Origin of the sequence: Amycolatopsis sp. lyj-23, from assembly GCF_046549135.1 — a bacterium.
Classification (GTDB): Bacteria; Actinomycetota; Actinomycetes; order Mycobacteriales; family Pseudonocardiaceae; genus Amycolatopsis.
Window position 1 is genome coordinate 108,160 of the sequence record NZ_JAJPWN010000023.1, and the last position, 17,257, is coordinate 125,416.

At 71.5% G+C, this 17,257-nt stretch carries 13 protein-coding genes; 7 read left to right on the forward strand and 6 right to left on the reverse strand.

The window, feature by feature from the left end; all coding sequences use genetic code 11:
* Positions 1-28: 28 nt before the first annotated feature.
* Positions 29-1,741 carry an L-arabinonate dehydratase gene (gene araD, locus ACLJPY_RS43475; protein WP_410596829.1) on the reverse strand — a complete coding sequence of 571 codons (1,713 nt, stop codon included), beginning with the start codon at positions 1,739-1,741 and terminating at the stop codon, positions 29-31.
* Between the two features lie 76 nt (positions 1,742-1,817).
* Here araD and ACLJPY_RS43480 point away from each other — a divergent pair, with 76 nt between their 5' ends.
* Genes ACLJPY_RS43480 through ACLJPY_RS43490 form a run of 3 tightly spaced genes read left to right on the forward strand, consistent with a single transcriptional unit; the run spans position 1,818 to position 3,967 of the window.
* Positions 1,818-2,471, forward strand: coding sequence for a GntR family transcriptional regulator (locus ACLJPY_RS43480; protein WP_410596830.1), 654 nt, complete (start codon positions 1,818-1,820; stop codon positions 2,469-2,471).
* A complete protein-coding gene (locus tag ACLJPY_RS43485; protein WP_410596831.1) occupies positions 2,468-2,971 on the forward strand; it encodes a metallophosphoesterase family protein in 504 nt (167 codons plus the stop codon). The genes ACLJPY_RS43480 and ACLJPY_RS43485 overlap by 4 nt, the downstream gene beginning before the upstream one ends.
* A 9-nt stretch (positions 2,972-2,980) precedes the next feature.
* Positions 2,981-3,967, forward strand: coding sequence for a PHP domain-containing protein (locus tag ACLJPY_RS43490; RefSeq protein WP_410596832.1), 987 nt, complete (start codon positions 2,981-2,983; stop codon positions 3,965-3,967).
* A 6-nt stretch (positions 3,968-3,973) separates the two neighbouring features.
* Here the strand turns inward: ACLJPY_RS43490 and ACLJPY_RS43495 are convergent, their stop codons facing one another.
* Both ACLJPY_RS43495 and ACLJPY_RS43500 read right to left on the reverse strand, forming a co-directional pair.
* Positions 3,974-4,813 carry a chitosanase gene (locus ACLJPY_RS43495; RefSeq protein WP_410596833.1) on the reverse strand — a complete coding sequence of 280 codons (840 nt, stop codon included), beginning with the start codon at positions 4,811-4,813 and terminating at the stop codon, positions 3,974-3,976.
* Between the two features lie 173 nt (positions 4,814-4,986).
* The gene (locus tag ACLJPY_RS43500; RefSeq protein ID WP_410596834.1) at positions 4,987-5,577 is read right to left on the reverse strand and encodes a TetR/AcrR family transcriptional regulator; all 591 of its coding nucleotides are present in this window, start codon (positions 5,575-5,577) and stop codon (positions 4,987-4,989) included.
* Between the two features lie 66 nt (positions 5,578-5,643).
* Between ACLJPY_RS43500 and ACLJPY_RS43505 the strand changes: the two genes are divergently transcribed.
* A complete protein-coding gene (locus ACLJPY_RS43505) occupies positions 5,644-7,122 on the forward strand; it encodes a flavin-containing monooxygenase (protein WP_410596835.1) in 1,479 nt (492 codons plus the stop codon).
* Here the strand turns inward: ACLJPY_RS43505 and ACLJPY_RS43510 are convergent.
* The 3 genes from ACLJPY_RS43510 to ACLJPY_RS43520 form a co-directional block, all read right to left on the reverse strand.
* The gene (locus ACLJPY_RS43510) at positions 7,095-7,994 is read right to left on the reverse strand and encodes a hypothetical protein (protein ID WP_410596836.1); all 900 of its coding nucleotides are present in this window, start codon (positions 7,992-7,994) and stop codon (positions 7,095-7,097) included. The two genes, ACLJPY_RS43505 and ACLJPY_RS43510, sit on opposite strands and share 28 nt — an antisense overlap.
* Positions 7,995-8,070: 76 nt before the next feature.
* Positions 8,071-10,170 carry a M4 family metallopeptidase gene (locus ACLJPY_RS43515; protein ID WP_410596837.1) on the reverse strand — a complete coding sequence of 700 codons (2,100 nt, stop codon included), beginning with the start codon at positions 10,168-10,170 and terminating at the stop codon, positions 8,071-8,073.
* A 127-nt stretch (positions 10,171-10,297) separates the two neighbouring features.
* Positions 10,298-11,458 (reverse strand): saccharopine dehydrogenase family protein, encoded by a 1,161-nt coding sequence (locus tag ACLJPY_RS43520; protein ID WP_410596838.1) that lies wholly within the window; start codon positions 11,456-11,458, stop codon positions 10,298-10,300.
* A 109-nt stretch (positions 11,459-11,567) separates the two neighbouring features.
* Between ACLJPY_RS43520 and ACLJPY_RS43525 the strand changes: the two genes are divergently transcribed.
* From ACLJPY_RS43525 to hrpA, 3 genes are all read left to right on the forward strand, one after another.
* Positions 11,568-12,731: a lactate 2-monooxygenase gene (locus tag ACLJPY_RS43525; protein ID WP_410596839.1), complete on the forward strand. Its 1,164-nt coding sequence runs from the start codon at positions 11,568-11,570 to the stop codon at positions 12,729-12,731.
* A 117-nt stretch (positions 12,732-12,848) separates the two neighbouring features.
* Positions 12,849-13,109, forward strand: a complete 261-nt coding sequence (locus ACLJPY_RS43530) for a hypothetical protein (RefSeq protein WP_410596840.1) — start codon at positions 12,849-12,851, stop codon at positions 13,107-13,109.
* Between the two features lie 230 nt (positions 13,110-13,339).
* Positions 13,340-17,227, forward strand: coding sequence for an ATP-dependent RNA helicase HrpA (gene hrpA, locus ACLJPY_RS43535; RefSeq protein WP_410596841.1), 3,888 nt, complete (start codon positions 13,340-13,342; stop codon positions 17,225-17,227).
* Positions 17,228-17,257 lie beyond the last annotated feature (30 nt).

Genomic DNA, 17,257 nt, shown 5'->3' on the forward strand with positions numbered 1-17,257 from the left:
GGTCACGGACCGGTGAATCGGAGTCGGCTCAGCGAGCGTCCGGTTCCGGGTTGTGACCCGTCCGGGCCAGGAAGTCGAAGTCGCAGCCCTCGTCGGCCTGGGTGATGTGCTCGCTGTAGAGCGCGCCGTAACCGCGTTCGAAGCGGGGCGCCGGTGGGGTCCACCCGGCACGCCGCCGCGCCAGTTCCTCGTCGGGCACCTCGAGCCGCAGCGTGCGGGCCGGGACGTCCAAGGTGATCGGGTCGCCGTCGCGGACCAGGGCCAGCGGGCCGCCGACGTGCGACTCGGGTGCCACGTGCAGGACGCACGCGCCGTAGCTCGTGCCGCTCATCCGGGCGTCGGAGATCCGGACCATGTCCCGGACGCCCTGTTCGAGCAGGTGCGCGGGGATCGGCAGCATCCCGTACTCGGGCATGCCGGGGCCGCCGAGCGGGCCGGAGCCGCGCAGCACCAGCACCGAGTCCGCGGTGATCGACGGGTCGTCGATGCGCTTCTTCAGGTCGGGGTAGTTCTCGAACACCACGGCCGGGCCGGTGTGCGTGAGCAGGTGCTTCTCCGCCGCGATGTGCTTGATGACCGCGCCCGACGGCGCCAGGTTCCCGTGCAGCACCGCGACCCCGCCCTCGGTGGCGACCGGGTTGTCCCGCGGCCGGATCACGTCGTCGTTGTGCACGCGGGCCTCGGCGAGGTTCTCGCCGAGGGTGCGGCCGGTGACGGTGAGCCGTTCGGTGTGCAGCAGGTCGGTCAGGCGCGACAGCAGCCCGGGCAGGCCGCCCGCGTAGTAGAAGTCCTCCATCAGCCAGTCGCCGCCGGGCCGGATGTTCGCGAGCACCGGCACGCGCCGGGCGAGCGCGTCGAAGTCCGCGAGCGACACCGGGATGCCGCTGCGGCCGGCCATCGCGATCAGGTGGATCACGGCGTTGGTCGAGCCGCCGAGCGCGAGCACCGTGGTGATCGCGTCGGCGTAGGCCCGCTTGTCCAGCACCTGCGTGATGGTCAGGTCCTCCCACACCATGTCGACGATCCGGGCGCCGCTGGCCGCGGCCATCCGGTGGTGCGCCGAGTCGACGGCGGGGATCGACGCGGCGCCCGGCAGCGTCACGCCGAGCACCTCGGCGGCCGACGTCATGGTGGACGCCGTCCCCATCGTCATGCAGTGCCCCGGCGAGCGCGCCAGGCCGCGTTCCAGTTCGGACATTTCGGCGTCGCCGATCAGCCCGGCGCGCTTGTCGTCCCAGTACTTCCACATGTCGGTGCCGCTGCCCAGGACCTCGTTGCGCCAGTGCCCGCGCAGCATCGGCCCGGCCGGGACGAAGAGGGCGGGCAGGCCCGCGCTGGCCGCGCCCATCAGCAGCGCGGGGGTGGTCTTGTCGCAGCCGCCCATCAGGACGGCGCCGTCGATCGGGTAGGACCGGAGGATCTCCTCGGTCTCCATGGCCAGCAGGTTGCGGTAGAGCATGGGGGTCGGCTTCTGGTAGGTCTCGGACAGCGTCGCGACCGGGAACTCCAGCGGGAACCCGCCGGCCTGCCAGACACCGCGTTTGACCTGCTCGGCGCGTTCGCGCAGGTGCATGTGGCAGGGGTTGATGTCCGACCACGTGTTGAGGATGCCGATGACGGGTTTGCCGAGGTGCTCTTCCGGGTTGTAGCCGAGCTGGCGGCTGCGGGCGCGGTGGCTGAAGTCGCGCAGTTCGCCGCCGCCGAACCACCGGTGGCTGCGGAGCTCCTCGGGTTGCTTCATGGGTCCAGTATGGCATCTGATATATGATCTGGCGGGCCTGGTTGAATGGGTTCCGACACGACCGTAGGAGCGCGCCATGACCGGGACGTTCAGCCTGCCCGCCTCCCGGACCGAAGTGGTCCTGGAGGAGATCCGCCGCGGCATCCTGACCCGGGAGCTGGTGCCCGGCCAGCCGCTCGTCGAGGCGGAGCTGGCCGCGCGGCTCGGCGTGTCGAAGACGCCCGTGCGCGAGGCGCTCAAAGTGCTGTCGAACTCCGGCCTGGTGACGTTCAGCCCGTACAAGGGCGCGTCGGTGATCACGGTCGACGCCGAGCTCGCGAAGTCCGTCTACGACGTGCGGACGGTGCTCGAACCCGAGGCCGTCCGGCGGACCGTCGAGCGGCGCGACCCGGAGCTGTTCGAAGACGCGGCCGAGGCGCTCAAGGAGGCGTCGACGGCGATCGCGGACAAGGACCAGGCCGCGCTGAGCCTGCTGAACCGCCGCTTCCACCGCGCCCTCTACTCGGGCTGCGGCAACCCGCTGCTGGTCAGCATCCTCGACGACCTCAAGGACCGCGCGGCGCTGATCAGCGTCGTCGGCTGGGAGGCCAACCCCAGCTGGAAGAAGGAGTGGACCGAGCACCGGGCCGTGCTGGCCGCGGCGAAGAAGGGTGACGCCGAAGGGGCCGCGCAGCTGCTGCGCGACCACATCGGCGGGTTCCTGGACCGGGTGCTGAAGGCCATCGGATGAGGCTCCTGCTGATCTCCGACACGCACCTGCCCGCCCGCGCCCGCGAGCTGCCGGCGCAGGTCTGGGCGGAGGTCGCGGCCGCCGACGTCGTCGTGCACGCGGGCGACTGGGTCGACGTCGCCCTGCTGGACGAACTGGAAGAGCGCAGCAAGCGGCTGATCGGCGTGTACGGCAACAACGACGGCCCGGCGCTGCGGGCCCGCCTGCCGGAGGTCGCGCGGGCCGACCTCGGCGGCGTGCGGCTGGCCGTGATCCACGAGACCGGCGCCAAGCAGGGCCGCGAGCAGCGGTGCGACGCGCAGTTCCCGGACACCGACGTGCTGGTCTTCGGGCACAGCCACATCCCGTGGGACACGGTGGCGCCGTCCGGGCTGCGGCTGCTCAACCCGGGTTCGCCGACCGACCGCCGCCGCCAGCCGTACTGCACGTACCAGACGGCCTCGGTGCGCGACGGCACCTTGGCGGACGTCGAGCTGCACCGACTGCCCCGGAGGGGGTAGACAGGTCCCATGGATCCGGCATGGGCGTTGCGGGAGATCGCGTTCCAGCTCGAACGCGCGGGCGAGCCGACGTACCGCGTCCGGGCGTTCCGGAACGCGGCGGCGACGGTGGACAAGACCGGCGCCGAGAAGCTGGCGCAGCTGGCGGAGAACGGCACGCTGACGTCGCTGCCGGGCATCGGCAAGGCCACCGCCGGGGTCATCGAGGACGCGCTGGCCGGCCGTGACCCGGCGTACCGGGGCAAGATCGTCGAGAAGGAGCTGCCGGACGGCGAGCCGCTGCGGTCAGCCTTGCGCGGCGACTGCCACACCCATTCGGACTGGTCGGACGGCGGCAGCTCGATCGGCGAAATGGCGGTCGCGGGCCGCGACCTCGGCCACGAGTACATGGTGCTGACGGACCATTCCCCGCGGCTGACGGTCGCGAACGGGCTGTCCCCGGACCGGCTGCGCACGCAGATGCAGATCGTGGCGAAGGCCAACGAGCTGATGGCCCCGTTCCGCCTGCTGCACGGCATCGAGGTCGACATCCTCGACGACGGTGCGCTCGACCAGGAGGAGGAGCTGCTGGGGCAGCTGGACTTCGTGGTGGCGAGCGTGCACTCGAAGCTGCGGATGCCGTCGCGGGACATGACCCGCCGGATGGTGGCGGCGGTGCGCAACCCGCACGTCCGGGTGCTGGGCCACTGCACCGGCCGGCTGGTGGTGGGGCGCGGCCGTCCGGAGTCGGAGTTCGACGCGGAGAAGGTGTTCACGGCCTGCCGGGACAACGGGGTGGCGGTGGAGATCAACTCGCGCCCGGAGCGGCTGGACCCGCCGATGCGGCTGCTGCGCCTGGCGGCGGAGATCGGGTGCGACTTCACGATCGACAGCGACGCGCACGCACCGGGCCAGCTGGATTGGCTGGGCTACGGCTGCGAGCGCGCGATGAAGGCGGGAATCGGGCCGGAGCGCATCCTCAACACGCGTACCGCGGATGCGCTCCTGACCCGATAGCCCGCGTCAGTTGATCGTGTACGAGTCGCCGTACACCTTCCACTTCAGCGGGGTGTGCAGGTCGAAGTTGCCGTCGTTGAGGAACTTCAGCTGCTCGGTGTCGACGCGGGAGGTGTCGGCGTGCGCCTCCTCCTGCTTCATGATGACCTTGCGGGCCGCGAAGAACGCCTTGAGGTACGTGGCTTCGTCGCCGCCCTGGGCCGGGGTCTTCGCCTTCTTCATCGCGGCCTTGCGGATGCCGCCGAAGCTGTCGGAGCTGTCGCCGGGGCCGTGCATGACGATGGCGTCGTAGTAGGCGAACTGGCCCAGGTTGCTCAGGCCGTCGGACTTGCCCTGGTTCACCGCCGGGTTGAAGTACACGCGGTCGCGCTCGTTGTTCTGCGCCGTCTGGAACGCCGTCGTGGCGGCGGCCTGCTTCCAGGCGCTTTCGAACGCCGAGCCGAGGCCCGCGTGCGAGTCCGTGCCGTTCACCTTGCGCAGCGCGGGGAGGAACTTCGCCAGCGGGTTGTCCGGGACCGAGTTCGTGTACGCCTCGACCAGTTCGAGCATGTCACCGGTGCCCGAGCAGAACCCGATGATGCCCGCGGTGTAGCCGCGGCCGTCACCGATGTCTTCGATGTACTTGTACTGCGCCTTCCAGTCCAGGGAGGAGTTCTCCGCGCTGGAGACCAGCTTCATCGCGATTTCCTTCTTGGCCGGCGCCGAAAGGTCGCCGGTGGCGAGCACCGAGACGCCGGCGACCGGCGCGGGTGCGGCCGAGGAGAGCGCGGGCGTGGTGATCACGAGGGCCGCGACGGAGGCGGCGCCGAGCGTGCCGATGAGAACCGGCCGCAACTTCTTGCTCATGGGGAGGAGACCCTTTCCGCGGGATGCGCCGTCGAGCACGGCGGTTACGGGTGGTGCGGGTGGAGCTGCGGCGTAGCGACACGGTAGCGAAGGGTCAGCACGCTCCACAAGAGGTGGATTTCGTTCATGTTCGTGAACGGTCCAGACCACCGCGGGAAGTCCGGAAAGGACGGTCAGCGCACCCCGGCGAAGAGGCGGATGACGTCGGGCAGCACGTTCACCGGGATCGTGGGGTCGATCGCGCGCTGGACGCCGAGCCCGATACCCAGCGACAGCAGCGCCGTCGCGGCGTCGTCGGCCGACATCGGGAGCGTGATCCCGAACCGCTCGGCGTACCCGGTGAGCAGGCCGGCGATGGTGTCGCGGATGGCCTTGTCCCGCGCCGCGAGCTCCGCGCGCACGTGCGGGTCGCGCCGCGCGTTCGTGGCGAACTCGACCTCCAGCGCCGTCCAGGCCTCGTCGCCGATGCTGCGCTCGGCCCAGGTCTGGAACGCCGCCAGCAGGCCCTCCACCCCGTCGGCGCCGGCCAGCGCCCCGGCGACCAGGGCGACCTGCTCGTCGTGGATCCGGTCCAGGACGGTCAGGCAGAGCTCGTCCTTGCTGCGGAAGTTCGAGTACACCGCGCCCTTGGAGTACCCGGCCTCGTCGGCGACCTTCTCCAGCGACGTCACCGAGTAGCCGTCGCGCAGGAAGAGCAGCTTGGCCGTCTCGACCAGCTGCTCGCGGGTGCGCGCCTGGCTTTCCGCGCGGGTGAGTCGGGCCATGCGGGCACTCTAGCGAACCACGGAATTGGGGTACCGCTGGTTTTCGGATACTGTTAGTCTTCGAAAATGGAGCAACGCCACTTCGCGGTCCTCGTCGTCGGTGCCGGGGCGTCGGGGCTGGGCGCCGCCATCCGCCTGTCCCAGGCCGGCGTCGGCGACCTCGCCGTGCTGGAGAAGGCCGGCGCGCTCGGCGGCACCTGGCGCGACAACACCTACCCCGGCTGCGCCTGCGACGTCCCGTCCGCGCTGTACTCGTACTCCTTCGCCCCCAATCCGGAGTGGACGCGGGCGTTCGCCGGCCAGGCCGAGATCCGCGCCTACCTGGCCGACACGGCCGAGCGCTTCGGCGTCACGGCGAAGATCCGCTACGGCGTCGAGGTGACGCGGGCGCAGTGGAACGCCCGTGAAGCCGTCTGGGAACTCGAGACGACCCAGGGGCCCTACAGCGCGCGGGTCCTGGTCGCGGGCACCGGCCCCTGGCACGAGCCGCGGATCCCGGACCTGCCCGGGCTCGCGGGCTTCCCGGGCGAGGTCTTCCACTCCGCGCGCTGGAACCACGGCTACGACCTGGCGGGCAAGCGGGTCGCGGTGATCGGCTCGGGTGCGTCGGCGGTCCAGTTCGTCCCGGAGATCGTGCCCCGCGTGGGCCGGCTGCACCTGTTCCAGCGCACCGCGCAGTGGGTTCTGCCGAAACCGGACCACCACGTCCCCGCCGTCGAGCGGTTGCTCCTGCGGCGCTTCCCGGCCCTGCAGCGGGCCTTGCGCAGCGCGGAGTACGGCGCGATGGAGACGCTCGGGTTCGGCTTCCGGCACCCGTGGCTGCTGCGGCAGGTGCAGAAGATCGGGTTGCTGCACCTGCGTTCCACGGTGCGCGACCCGGCTCTGCGCCGGGCGCTCACCCCGGACTACACGCTGGGCTGCAAGCGCCTGCTCATGTCCAACACGTACTACCGGGCGCTGACGCAGTCCCATGTGGACGTCCACCCGACGGCCGTGCGTTCCGTCTCCGGCAACCGGGTCCACGGTGCGGACGGTTCGAGCGCCGAGGTCGACGCGATCATCTTCGGCACCGGCTTCCACATCCTCGACATGCCGGTGTCTTCGCGGGTGTTCGACGCCGACGGCCGCAGCCTCGACGACCACTGGAAGGGCAGCCCGCGGGCGTACGCCGGGACGACGGTGGCCGGGTTCCCGAACCTGTACCTGCTGCTGGGCCCGAGCCTGGGCACCGGGCACTCCTCGGCGTTCATGATCCTGGAGGCCCAGCTGCGGCACACGGTGGCGGCGGTGACCCGCACGCTGCACGGGGACCGGACGGCGCTCTCGGTCCGCCCGGAGGCCCAGGCGGCGTTCAACGACCGGGTCCAGGCGGCCCTCCCCGGGACGGTGTACCAGTCGGGCGGCTGCTCGAGCTACTACCAGGACGTCAACGGGCGCAACAGCTTCAGCTGGCCCTTCTCGACGGGACGGCTGCGGTCGCAGGTGGGTGCGTTCGACGAGCGGGACTACGAGCTCGGTCAGTCCCACTCCCAGCACATCCCGTAAACGCCCGGCCGGGCGTCCAGCACCGCGATGTGGCTGGTGCCGCTCGGCCCCACCGGCAGTTCCGGCCCCGCCGCCGCCTCCCCGGCGTACCGGTAGCACCGCACCGGCACCGCCGCCGGGTCGAAGCACGCCTGCAGCACGATCTGCCGGGTCGGCGCCCGCACGCCGAACTGCAGGTAGCTCGTCTCCGGCGGGGTCCCGTCGTAGGCGAACTCGAAGTCGAACACGTACGTCTCGCCCGCCCGCAGCGGGTAGTCGAACCGCAGCTCCGCGGCCAGGAGTTCGGACTCCGCGTCCCGGCGGACCCGGCCCGGGCGGCAGCAGTGCGCCGAGCGCAGCGCCGGCTGGTGGCCGCCGCCGGTCTGGGGGCGGAAGAACGACACCCAGCGGTCGACGCCGTCCGCGCGGCTGGTCACCACCAGTTCCGTGCGGACCGACCGCTCGGTGCGGTCCGGGCCCAGGATCGCCCGCTGGTGCACCGACACCAGCGCCAGCCGGGCGTTGCCGTCGAGGTCGATGCCTTCGCAGGCGGCCAGGTCCATGGACTCGGAGCCGAGCGCGCTCGCCAGGCTGACCCCGCCCGGCCACGGCTCCGCGCGGCGCGCCCGAGGCCGCGTCACCAGGCTGGTCAGCGCGTCCGCCGGCAGGCCGAGGCAGCTTTCGGCGACGCCGACCGCGTGCAGCGAACGGTGGCCCTCCGGGTGACGGCGGCCCCGGCGCCAGTAGCTGAGCGTGGCCAGGCTGACCTGGGCGCCCCGGATCGCCATCCGCCGCTGCAGGGCCTCCAGGCTCAGGCCGCGCTGCCGGATCGCCAGGTCGAAGGCCTCGGCGAACGGGCCCGACGCGGCGACCTCCGCGGAAAACGCCTCCATCCGGGTAAGCATGAATACCGGACGCGGGCGGCGCAACGAGGGCCTGCCACCAAAGTAGGTGGCAGGCCCCGCCGGGTCAGCTCAACGCGAGCCCGGTGTCGTCGACGGCGAAGGACGTCTGCAGCGACTGGTCCTCCGTCCCGGCGAACTTCAGCGTCACCGTCTGGCCCGCGTAGGCGGACAGGTCGAGCGTCTTCTGGACGTAGGCCGAGTTGCGGTCGAGGTTCGAGTACGTCGCCAGCGTCGTCGAACCGGCCGACACGACCAGCTTGTCGTAGGCCACGTTCTCGGTCTCCGCCGTCCACACGCGCAGCCAGAACGTCAGGCTCGCCTTGCAGCCGGCGGGGATGGTGACCGGCTGCGTGAGCGTGTCCGTGTGCGCCGAGCCCCAGCCGCCGAGCCAGGAGTCGTAGCTGCCCGAGCGCGCCGGCGCCTGGCTGCCCCACTGGCCGATGGTGGTGTTCGGGTCGGACCAGGACGCCTGGCCGGACTCGAAGCCCGGGTTCTGCACCAGCTGCCCGCTGCAGCCGCCCGGCGGCGTGGTGGACGTCGGCGGCGTGGTCGGGGTGGTGGGCGTGGTCGGTGTGGTCGTCGGCGTCCCCGTGCACGTCGGGTCGCCGGACTGCGCCGGGACGCTGACCGCGTTCCACGCCGCCTTCACGGCGTCGAACTCGGTGCAGCTGTTCGGGTAGAGGTTCTTCGCGGCCTGCAGCGTCCACGTCCGGTAGCGCAGGTAGCTGCTGCCGGACGTCTTCAGCTGCACGGCGCCGTGCATGATGTTGATCGCCTTGCGGATGCCGATGCCGGCCACCGTGCTGCCGTTGCACGTCGAGCTGGCCGGCTGCCCGTCGGTCGGGTTGCTGCCTTCGGCGAGCAGGTAGAACCAGTGGTCGCCGGGCCCGGCCGCCTTGTGCACCTCCGCGTTCGGCGTCGAGCTGGAGTAGCAGTTCGGGTCGCCGACCTTCGACGGGTCGTACATGTACCGGATCGCGCCGGTGCCGACCAGGTTGACCTCCTCGCCGATCGCGTAGTCCGGCGGGTCGTACTGGGACGGCTCGTTCGCGTAGAACTCCGTCGCCGTGCCGAACGTGTCCGCGATGAACTCCTGCGTGCCGCCGCCGGAGAACCCGCCGGACCCGGAGTAGTCGTCGACGCCGTGGCCCATTTCGTGGCCGAGGATGTCGAGCGAACCGACCCATTCACCGCTCGGGTTGTGGCCGAGGTTCACGTACGCCGGGCGCGAGTTGTAGTAGTAGGCGTTTTCGTCGTCGAGCCCGACGCGGATCTTCCACGCGCCGCCGTCGCCGGTGAAGCCGTTGCGGCCCACCCATTCCGAGAGCATCTTCTTCTCGGTCTGGGCGACGAAGAGCGCGTCCGCGCAGCCGGTTTCGATGTTCGTGCCGGTGCCGTTGCCCCAGCTGTCGTCCGGTCCGGTCAGGACGGCGTCGCTGCTGTAGTTGCGGCAGTCGAGGTTCGGCGTGTTCGGGTCGGCCATCGCATACGTGCTGCCGGACTTCGTCGTGTTCAGCGGCAGCGGTGCCGGGCCGTTCCACTTGCCCGTGCCGGTGCCCGCGGCGAGGTGCTGGACGGTCCGCAGCACGCGCCCGTCCACGGCGTCGACGTAGACGCTCAGGCTGCTCGGCTCGCCGTGGGCGTCGGTGCCTTCGACGTTGCTCTCGTACGCGAGCCGCCCGGCGCCGTCGGCGACCACGACGAGCTTGCCGCCCGGCAGGCTCTTCGGCCCGCTGACCTCCTGGCGCGCCACGGCATCCGCCTGCGCCGCCGACAGCTTCGCGCCGTGGACGTCGAGGTCGCCGAGCGCCTGCTGCTGCGCGACGGAGGTGGTCTTCACCGTGCCGGCGGCGTCGGTGGCGATGACCAGGTCGCCGCCGATCACCGGCAGGCCGTCGTAGGTCCGGTCGTAGACGACGTAGGACAGCCCGGCCGCCGACCGGACGTCCCGCTGGACGAACTTGTCGTGCTTGCCGGCGTGGAGGGCGGCGGGCCGGGCGCCGACCAGGCTCGCGGCGGCACCGGTGGCGTTGGCCTGGGCCTGCGCGGCCGACGGCGGGGGCTCGGGGGCGGGCCGGGCGGGGGCGGCGACGGCGATGCCGACCACCACCATGCCCGCCGCCGTCGCCCCGCCGAGCGCGGCGAACCGTTGGGGCAATCTCATGACGCTCCTTGGGAAAACGCGATGGGGGAAGGGAGAACCCGATCGACGTTAACCGCGGCCCCGGAGCGGCAGAAGTTCCATCACAGCAGCGGAATTTCACGCTGCGGCGGTGTGAAAGCGTGAAACGTCAGAGCGTGGCGAAGCGGAGGCCGGCCTTGGTGAGCCGGTCGACGAGCGCCCCGCCCATCGCGGTCGCCGTGGTCACCTGGCCCGCCGTTTCCGGAAGGTCGTCGGTCGCCAGGCACAGCGCGGATTCCGCGAGCATCTTGGCCGTCTCGTCGTAGCCCGGGTCACCGCCGGAGACCTCGGTGACGACCCGCTCGCCGCCGCCCTCGCCGTAGAACCGCACCGAGAACCACGACCGCGCACGCCGCTGGGGGCTCGGGCCGCTGCCGGGCGCGAGCAGCCGGGACAGCGCCCGCCGGGCCGGCGGGACCTGCGCCGCGGCGAGCAGCGCACCCGCCCCGGCGACGCCGCCGGCCAGCACCGGCAGGTGCTCGACCGCGGCGAAGTGCCGGTAGGTGAAGTCGGGACCGTAGCGTTCGGACGCGGCCGCCGACCGGCGGACGACCTGCGCGTCGATCGTCGGCAGCGGCACCGCCCACCAGCCCGCGTCGGCGACCCGGTGCGGGCGGCCGAGGGGCGCGTGCGTGAACCGCCCGGCCGGCCGCGGCTCGGCCGCCGCCCGCTCGCGCGCCGCCCGCGCCCCGGCCGGCAGCCGGGACATGACGGTCAGCGCGCTGAGGACCGTGCCGCCCGAGGGCACGCCGCCGGCCCGGACGTAGCCGTCGACCCGCAGCGGCACGCCCTCGGGCAGCTGCTGCACGGTGAACCACGCGCCGAGGTCGTGCGGGATGGAGTCGAACCCGCACGCGTGCACCAGCCGCGCGCCGGTCTCGCGGGCCCGCCGGTCGTGCGCGAGGTACATCCGGTCGACGAACTCGGGTTCGCCGGTGAGGTCGACGTAGTCGGTCCCGGCGTCGGCGCACGCCGCGACCAGCGGCTCGCCGTGCTCGAGGTACGGGCCGACGGTCGTGATGACGACCTTCGTGGCGTCGGCGACGGCCCGCAGCGACGCCGGATCGCCGGAGTCGGCGACGAGCAGGTCGAGTGCGCCGAACCGGTCGTCGACCTCCGCGAGCAGCGCGCGGACGGCCTCGAGCTTGCCGCGGTTGCGCCCGGCCAGCGCCCACCGCAGGTCCGCCGGCGCGTGGCGGGCCAGGTACTCGGCGGTCAGGCCGCCGGTGAACCCGGTGGCGCCGAACAGGACCACGTCGTAGGCGCGCATGACTTCTCCTCCACAGGCGTCGACGCGCTCAGGTTACCCGCCGGTCAGTTCCCGGCGCCGGGTGAACTACCGGCGAGTACGATGCGCCCTCGACCACGAGGAGGCCACCGTGACCGAACGCTTCGGCAGCTACCAGAACGAGATCTACCTGCAGGGACTCGGGGGTCAGCTGCCGCCGTGCTCGACCGACGCGACGAAGCTCGAGGCGTCGGCCCGCGAGGTCATGGCGCCCGGCCCGTTCTCCTACGTCGCCGGCGCGGCCGGCTCCGGCGCGACCGCCCGCGCCAACCGCGAAGCGTTCGACCGCTGGCGCGTCGTCCCGCGGATGCTGACCGGCGCCACCGACCGCGACCTGGCCACGACGGTGCTCGGCACCCGGCTGCCCGCGCCGGTGGCCGTCGCCCCGGTCGGGGTCCAGTCGATCGTCCACCCGGACGCCGAGTCCGCGACCGCCCGCGCGGCCGCCTCGGTCGGCCTGCCGTTCATCCTCTCCACGGCGTCCTCGACCGGCATCGAGGACGCCGCCGCGGCCAACGGCGACGGCCCGCGGTGGTTCCAGCTGTACTGGCCCGGCGACAACGACGTCTGCGCGAGCCTGCTGACGCGGGCGAAGAACGCGGGCTACACGGCGCTGGTCGTCACCCTCGACACGTGGACGCTGGCCTGGCGACCGTCCGATCTGGACCAGGCGTACCTGCCGTTCCTCAAGGGCGAGGGCTGCGCGGTCCCGTTCACCGACCCGGTGTTCCGCGGCCTGCTGGAGAAGACGCCGGAGGAGGACCTCAACATGGCGATCCTGCGCTGGATCGGCATGCTGACGGGCACCGACCGGACGTGGGACCAGCTGCCTTTCCTGCGCGAGCACTGGGACGGCCCGATCGTGCTCAAGGGCATCCAGCACGTCGCCGACGCGCGCCGCGCGGCCGAGGCGGGCATGGACGGCATCGTCGTGTCCAACCACGGCGGCCGTCAGGTCGACGGCGCGCTCGGCGCGCTGGAGGCGCTCCCCGGCATCGTCGCGGCGGTGGGTGACCGCCTGGAGGTGCTGTTCGACTCGGGCATCCGCACCGGCGCGGACGTGCTCAAGGCGCTGGCGCTGGGCGCGCGCGCGGTCCTGGTGGGGCGCCCGTGGGTGTACGGCCTGGCCCACGCGGGCGAGGCCGGCGTCCGGCACGTGCTGCGGAGCCTGCTGGCCGACTTCGACCTGACGATGGGGCTGTCCGGCCACCGCACCCTCGCCGACCTGGGCCCGGACTCGCTGCAGCGGACGTGAGGTAACGAATCGGGAATTCCGGAGACAGCGGGCACCGCGGCAGCTACGGTTCTGCCTCACCACGGCCGCTCGGGGACGGACCGGTGGTTCCATCAGTCCTTTCACGAGGGGTTTCCCATGTCTTCGATCATGATGCGGATCGGCGTGCTCTTCGCCGTGCTCGGCTTCGGCACGATCGTTCTCGAGCAGTTCGACTACGAGTTCCGGATCCTGTCCTGGGCCAGCGACATGCAGCCGTTCTTCGGCATCATCCTCGGCCTGGTCGGCCTGGCCCTGATCGGCGGTTCGGTGGCGGTGAACCGGGCCAAGAACGCGCCGCAGCAGCCGGCCGCGGTGCAGCCGGTCCAGCCGCCGCAGCAGCCCGGCCAGCCCGGCTGACCCAAGCGCCCCAAGGCGGCCTTGGGTGCGTCTGACGCACCGAAGGCCGCCTTGGTTGCGCCTCCCATGCCCCCACCGCCACCCTCGACGGAGGCGCTTCGCGCCGCAGGGCTGACTCGACGCAACCAAGGCCACATTGGGGCGCTCGGGGCCGGCGGACGTGCGCCCGGTCACGCCCCGGGGATATTCGGAGGCCGTGTCCGTCACGCACGGCTATCCTTGGACCGAGAATGTCCGAGCCATCCCCCTTCCACGCGCTGCGTGCGCGCCTGCCCGAGCTGATGCCGCGCGACGAGCAGCGGCTGCGTCGCCGGCTCGAAGGCGCCCGCAAAGCCCGCAACCGTGACGCCGCCCTCGCGCAGATCGCCGCCGACGTCGACAAGGCCGAGCTGCGCGTGCAGTCGCGGCGCGCGAGCGTGCCCAAGATCGAGTACCCCGAAGAGCTGCCGGTCAGCAAGCTCAAGGACGAGATCGCCGCCGCGATCGACAAGCACCAGGTCGTGATCGTCGCGGGGGAGACCGGCTCGGGCAAGACCACCCAGCTGCCGAAGATCTGCCTCGAGCTCGGCCGCGGCATCCGCGGCCAGATCGGGCACACCCAGCCGCGGCGGCTGGCCGCCCGCACGGTCGCCGACCGGATCGCGAGCGAGCTGAAGACCGAGCTCGGCGAGACCGTCGGCTACAAGGTCCGGTTCACCGACCAGTCCGGGCAGGACACGCTGGTCAAGCTGATGACCGACGGCATCCTGCTCGCCGAGATCCAGACCGACCGGTCGCTGCGCCAGTACGACACGCTGATCATCGACGAGGCCCACGAGCGCAGCCTCAACATCGACTTCATCCTCGGCTACCTCAAGCAGCTGCTGCCGCGCCGCCCCGACCTCAAGGTCATCATCACCTCGGCGACCATCGACCCGGAGCGGTTCTCGAAGCACTTCGACGACGCCCCGATCGTCGAGGTCTCCGGCCGGACGTACCCGGTGGAGGTGCGCTACCGGCCGCTGGTCGACCCGGACGATCCTTCCGAAGACGCTGACGAGCGCGACCAGACCCAGGGCATCCTCGACGCCGTCGAGGAGCTGTGCGCCGAGGGCCCCGGCGACATCCTGGTGTTCCTCTCCGGCGAGCGCGAGATCCGCGACACCGCGGACGTGCTCAACCGGGCGAACCTGCGGAACACCGAGGTCCTGCCGCTGTACGCGCGGCTGTCGTCGGCCGAGCAGCAGCGCATCTTCCAGTCCCACACCGGCCGCCGGGTGGTGCTCGCGACGAACGTCGCCGAGACGTCGCTGACCGTGCCGGGCATCAAGTACGTCGTCGACCCGGGCACCGCGCGGATCTCCCGCTACAGCCACCGGACGAAGGTGCAGCGGCTGCCGATCGAACCGGTGTCGCAGGCGTCGGCGAACCAGCGCAAGGGCCGCTGCGGCCGGACGTCGGACGGCATCTGCATCCGCCTCTATTCCGAAGCGGACTTCGAGAGCCGGCCCGAGTTCACCGATCCGGAGATCCTGCGGACCAACCTCGCCTCGGTCATCCTGCAGATGACGTCGCTGGGGCTCGGCGACATCGCCGCGTTCCCGTTCGTCGAGCCGCCGGACCGCCGCCAGGTCAGCGACGGCATCGGCCTGCTGCAGGAGCTGGGCGCGTTCTCCGCGACCGGGTCCGACCGCGACCTGACCGACGTCGGCCGCAAGCTCGCGCAGCTGCCGGTCGACCCGCGGATGGGCCGGATGGTGCTGGAGGCGGCGAAGAACGGCTGCGTGCGCGAAGTGATGATCATCGCGGCCGCACTGTCCATCCAGGACCCGCGCGAGCGGCCGGCCGAGAAGCAGCAGGCGGCGGACGCCCAGCACGCGCGGTTCGCCGACCCGACGTCGGACTTCCTGGCCTACCTGAACCTCTGGGAGTACGTCTCGGAGCAGCAGAAGGCGTTGTCCGGCAACCAGTTCCGCCGCATGTGCCGCACCGAGTACCTGAACTACCTGCGGCTGCGCGAGTGGCAGGACATCTTCAGCCAGCTGCGCCAGCTGGCCAAGCCGCTCGGCATTTCGCTGAACACGAACGCGTCCCCGGTGGACCCGCAGCGCGTGCACACGTCGCTGATCGCCGGGCTGCTCTCGCACATCGGGCTCAAGGACCCCGCCAAGGGCGACTACCTCGGCGCGCGCGGCGCCCGCTTCGGCGTGTTCCCGGGTTCGGCGCTGTTCAAGAAGCAGCCGCGCTGGGTGATGTCGGCGGAGCTGGTCGAGACGTCCCGGCTGTGGGCCCGGGTCAACGCGCGCATCGAGCCCGAATGGGTCGAGCCGCTGGCCCAGCACGTCGTCAAGCGGTCGTACTCCGAGCCGCACTGGGAACGCAAGCAGGGCGCGGTGATCGCGACCGAGAAGGTGACGCTGTACGGCGTCCCGCTGATCGCCGACCGCCGCGTCAACTTCGGCCGGATCGACCCGGAGCTGTCGCGCGCGATGTTCATCCGGCACGCGCTGGTCGAGGGCGACTGGCAGACGCGCCACCACTTCTTCGCCGAGAACCGGGCGCTGCTCGAAGAGGTCGAGGACCTCGAAAACCGGGCGCGGCGGCGCGACATCCTGGTCGACGACCAGACACTGTACGAATTCTACGACGCGCGGGTGCCCGAAGACGTCGTTTCGGTGCGCCACTTCGACAGCTGGTGGAAGAAGGCGCGGCACACCGATCCCGACCTGCTGTCGTTCGAGAAGTCCATGCTCATCAACGAGTCCGCGGGCAGCGTCCGCGAGGGCGACTACCCGGACTCGTGGACCCAGGGCACGCAGGTGTTCAAGCTGACGTACCAGTTCGAGCCGGGCGCGGACGCCGACGGCGTCACCGTGCACATCCCGCTGCCGGTGCTCAACCAGGTGACCCCCGACGGCTTCGACTGGCAGGTGCCGGGCTTGCGCGCGGAGCTGGTCACGCAGCTGATCAAGTCGCTGCCGAAAGCGTTGCGCCGCAACTTCGTCCCGGCGCCGGACACCGCGCGGGAAGTCCTTTCGCGAGTGTCGCCTTCGGACGGTCCGCTGCTGGAGGTCCTCGGGCGCGAGCTGCGGGCGCTGCGCGGGATCACCGTGCCGTACGCGGACTGGGACCCGGCTGCGGTGCCGGAGCACCTGAAGATGACCTTCCGGGTCGTGGACGAACGCGGCAAGAAGGTCGCCGAGGGCAAGGACGTCGAGGAGCTGCAACGGCGGCTGGCCCCGAAGGTGCGGGCCACGATCTCGAAGGCGGCCAACACCCTGGAGAAGGCCGGCTTGACCAAGCCGTCGTTCGGGTCGCTGCCGCCGGTTTTCGAGTCGACGCAGCGTGGTCACGACGTCAAGGCGTACCCGGCGCTGGTGGACGAGGGTGCGTCGGTGGCCGTGCGGCTGCTCGACACGCCGGCCCAGCAGCGGCACGCGATGTGGGCGGGCACCCGGCGGATGCTGCGGCTGAACCTGAACTCGCCGATGAAGTTCATCACCCGGTCGCTGTCCAACTCTTCGAAGCTGGTGCTGAACCGCAACCCGCACGGCAGTGTGGCCGCCCTGCTCGAGGACTGCGTCGACTGCGCGGTGGACGCCCTGATGACTGCGGGCGGCGGCCCGGTGTTCGACGAAACCGGCTTCAAGGTGCTGTTGGAGAAGGTCCGGGCCGGCCTGCACCCGGAGGTGCTGGCGGTGCTGACCGACGTGGAGAAGATCCTCCGCGCGGCGAACGACGTCGAGGTGGCGTTGTCGTCGGCCCGCGGCCCGGCGGAATCGCTGGCCGACATCCGCGCCCAGCTGACCGGCTTGGTCTACCCGGGCTTCGTGACGGCGACCGGCGCGGCCCGCTTGCGGCACGTCGTCCGCTACCTGCAGGGAATCCTGCGGCGGCTGGAGAAACTGGTTTCGGAGCCGATCCGCGACCTGCAGCGGACGGCGGACATCGCGTGGATCCAGGCCGAGTACGCCGACGCGGTGGCCTCGCTGCCGCCGGGGACGTCGTCACCGGCGTTGACCGAGGTGCGCTGGATGATCGAAGAGCTGCGGGTGTCATTCTTCGCTCAGACGCTCGGGACGGCGCACCCGGTTTCGCTCAAGCGGATCACGAAGGCCATCGACGACGCGCTCGCCTGATGGCTGTAGTCGATCATTGTGCAAAACTAC